Origin of the sequence: Acinetobacter sp. ACNIH3, from assembly GCF_002918965.1 — a bacterium.
Classification (GTDB): domain Bacteria; phylum Pseudomonadota; class Gammaproteobacteria; order Pseudomonadales; family Moraxellaceae; genus Acinetobacter; species Acinetobacter schindleri.
The window spans coordinates 1-2,825 of sequence record NZ_PQLP01000103.1; the positions used below are offsets into that span (position 1 = coordinate 1).

Below are 2,825 nucleotides of genomic sequence, written 5' to 3' on the forward strand. Positions count from 1 at the left end.
CATATTAGTAGCTATTCTTATTAGTTACGAGATGCTTGGGTAAATAATGTAAGTGTAAAAATGGATTATCAATAGTTTAAATCAATTTATTTTACATTGAATTAGTCTGTAACAGGTTATGACTTGGAGTTTATGCAGAAGGCTGTAGAGTAAATACTGAACTCGTAAAGATCGGTTCATTTACTTATAAAGGAAAAAGGAGCGTCTCCAATGGCTAACCAAAACCAACAAAATCCGAACCAGAATCAGCAACAGCGTCAGCAAAATCAGCAAGACCAATGGCAAAATCCAAATCAACAGCAACAGCAACAGCCTAACCAGCAAAATCAACAGAACCCAAATCAACGTCAGCAAAATCAGCAGAACCAGCAAGATCAACAGAATCAGCAGGATCTGCAACAGCAACAGCAGCCTAATCAACAAGGTCAACAGCAAGATTCAACACAACAAGCTCATCAGCGTGATCAACAAAATCAACGCGGACAACAGCGCTAAGTATTGAACTCGTAGAAAGCCGCCATAAGGCGGTTTTCTTTTGGGCTTCATAACTGAATTTAAGTTTGGAAAGACGTTGATGAAGAAAATGTATAATAAAGTACAATCCCAAAAATTATGCGCCTTATTTTTAAAGGTTATGTAAATAGATAATAGTTAATTAAATTTTTGGTCATTCTATAAATCAAAGAAGCTAAATTGATTGTAAATTAATCAATAAAAAATATATTAGTTTCATTTATTATTAGACTTGTTAAAGTTAGCCTGCATTGTAATAGGTGGACTTTGATAGGACAGTCTGATTTTTATTGATGAAATTTGAGCCTAAACCTCTACGATCCAGCGTGGATAAAAAGTATTTTCTGTTTCTTCAACGAAAATAATATTATCAACATGAAAATTTCGGATACCATCTCTGCGAATGTCATAACAAAAAAATTTCTCAGTCTTACCTTTACGACGATAACTATAAGGTTCCGCCTCGCGTGTTTCAATTGAACCGTCATCTTCTCGCGCAGTGATGATAATGGTATGCAAGTTACGTCCAGCTGAGGAAATTATTTCTTTGATATGCTGATTACTCATATTAATCTCGATATCAATATAAATATCGTATGAAATACAACTAATAAACTCATGTTTTAAAAATAATTCTAATCGGAGTTTTATTATGTAGTATCTCTAGAAGGTTATGGTTTTGTTGTGTATCCATCCCTTAATACAATTTCTATTTTAATCAGCTATAAGATAACTAATTATCTTTGTTAGCTTACTTTCAAGAAAAATTTTATTTTTTAAATCACTAAAATTATAGATTTAGGCTAAGAGCAAAATTAGCGTATAATTTTTTTTTAAAACATTTTAAATTTTACTCTTCTTTCTTTTTAGTTACACAAATGATGATTGTTGACTATTGAATAACTTTAACCAATGTTTGAGCATAAGAATTTCTCATGATAATTATGAAGGGATCGCCATGAAAGATGAAGAAAAGCCTTTAAACTTTAATGATGATAATGAGCCTCTGGAATTTGATGACGAGGAATTTATTGATGATAAGAAGGAAGATGAATTATATAATGCAATTACTAAAGATGGTTCAAGTGTTGACCCGGCAGATGATGCTACGCGTCATACACGTCCGGAAGATGGTGATCCTATAGAAGTGGAAGAGTGAAACTAATTTTAATCCAATAAAGCCCAATTTTATTTGGGCTTTTAATTGTCTTTTAAAAAGTGTTAATAAAATACTTTTGCTCTATAAGTATTTAAATAAGTAAACTGAATGCTGTTATTAGTACTTAATTTTTCTTATCTAATAAATTTTCTTTATTCTGAGGCTTGGCAATAAATTCGTCTTTCATTTCAATAAAAAAATCATTGGCTTCTTCATGACTACAGTGCAACCAGTCATAGCGCAATTCTTCTGGGATGACAATAATCGAACGCTTTTCATCGTCTGGACGGTGAAACTGTTTCATAAATGGATGTTTATCTGCGTTCATGGTCAACATTGAAAAAGATCTGATTCTCTTGCCATCAATATGGGCATCATCATAAATTGCAGCAACAGTAAAAGGGTTACCATCTGCATGTGAAATTCCAAACCAATGTGAATTTCCCTCTATATATTTAGGTTCATAGAACACATCTACAGGCACCAATGCAAATTGGTTTTTTACCCAGGCATGCCGAAAACTGGGTTTGCTGGCAACTGTTTCAGTACGTGCATTGTAGGTGTGACGACCAAATTTTAATTCTTTTGCCCAGGAAGGGATTAGTCCAAAATGGGCAATATCGAGTTCAAAATTTTCCGTGCCACGCATAATGATAGGAGCAGGTGCAAGTGGATAGACATGAGATTTAATTTCTAATTCTAGCTGCTCTTCATGAATGTCGAGTAAAGACAAGCGTTGTTTCGAAGGAAACTCATAGTTTGAGCACATAATTGACCTCTACATTCTAATTTTTATCTGTAATAAAAATTAAGATAAGATGAATATAGACACAAAACCACTTAAAAACGTAATTACACTTTTTGCAGGTTTGGAATAACTTTCCACTCAGTATTAAACATGAAATACAAATATTTTACTCTTTAAGAAATTGGTTATGTAATGCACTCAGACCTAGTATGCCGGATGCCTGTTATTTTATTTTTATTAGAATAAGAACATAATTAAACAGAAGTAATTTAAGTCATGGCGAATTCAAACATGAGGTGCGACAGTTTCAAAAGCCATATGATAATCAACAAGCTGAGCAAATTTCTCTAATGGTGTAAGCCAATCTAACGCCTTTCTAGGACGAGTATTCAGTGACATGGCAAC

4 protein-coding genes and 1 pseudogene are annotated in these 2,825 nt (G+C 33.2%); 2 read left to right on the plus strand and 3 right to left on the minus strand.

All coding sequences use genetic code 11. The annotated features are described in order from the left end of the window. Positions 1-210 precede the first annotated feature (210 nt). On the plus strand, positions 211-495 hold the full coding sequence (locus C3420_RS16670; protein WP_004809157.1) for a hypothetical protein: 285 nt from the start codon (positions 211-213) through the stop codon (positions 493-495). 324 nt (positions 496-819) lie between these two features. On the opposite strand, the gene C3420_RS16675 is transcribed toward C3420_RS16670, so the two are convergent. Next, positions 820-1,080, minus strand: a complete 261-nt coding sequence (locus C3420_RS16675; RefSeq protein WP_103801094.1) for a WYL domain-containing protein — start codon at positions 1,078-1,080, stop codon at positions 820-822. A gap of 391 nt (positions 1,081-1,471) precedes the next feature. Here C3420_RS16675 and C3420_RS16680 point away from each other — a divergent pair, with 391 nt between their 5' ends. Next, the gene (locus C3420_RS16680; protein ID WP_004809161.1) at positions 1,472-1,672 is read left to right on the plus strand and encodes a hypothetical protein; all 201 of its coding nucleotides are present in this window, start codon (positions 1,472-1,474) and stop codon (positions 1,670-1,672) included. Positions 1,673-1,796: 124 nt separating this feature from the next. Here C3420_RS16680 and C3420_RS16685 read toward each other — a convergent pair whose 3' ends face one another. Together C3420_RS16685 and C3420_RS16690 are read right to left on the minus strand one after the other, a co-directional pair. After that, positions 1,797-2,441: an SOS response-associated peptidase gene (locus C3420_RS16685; protein WP_048881640.1), complete on the minus strand. Its 645-nt coding sequence runs from the start codon at positions 2,439-2,441 to the stop codon at positions 1,797-1,799. 264 nt (positions 2,442-2,705) lie between these two features. Then, positions 2,706-2,825: pseudogene (locus C3420_RS16690) on the minus strand (IS30 family transposase); the annotation flags it as partial.

Coding starts and splice junctions, on each gene's coding strand:
- C3420_RS16670 (WP_004809157.1), top strand. CDS start 211: ATGGCTAACCAAAACCAACAAAATCCGAACCAGAATCAGCAACAGCGT.
- C3420_RS16675 (WP_103801094.1), bottom strand. CDS start 1,080: ATGAGTAATCAGCATATCAAAGAAATAATTTCCTCAGCTGGACGTAAC.
- C3420_RS16680 (WP_004809161.1), top strand. CDS start 1,472: ATGAAAGATGAAGAAAAGCCTTTAAACTTTAATGATGATAATGAGCCT.
- C3420_RS16685 (WP_048881640.1), bottom strand. CDS start 2,441: ATGTGCTCAAACTATGAGTTTCCTTCGAAACAACGCTTGTCTTTACTC.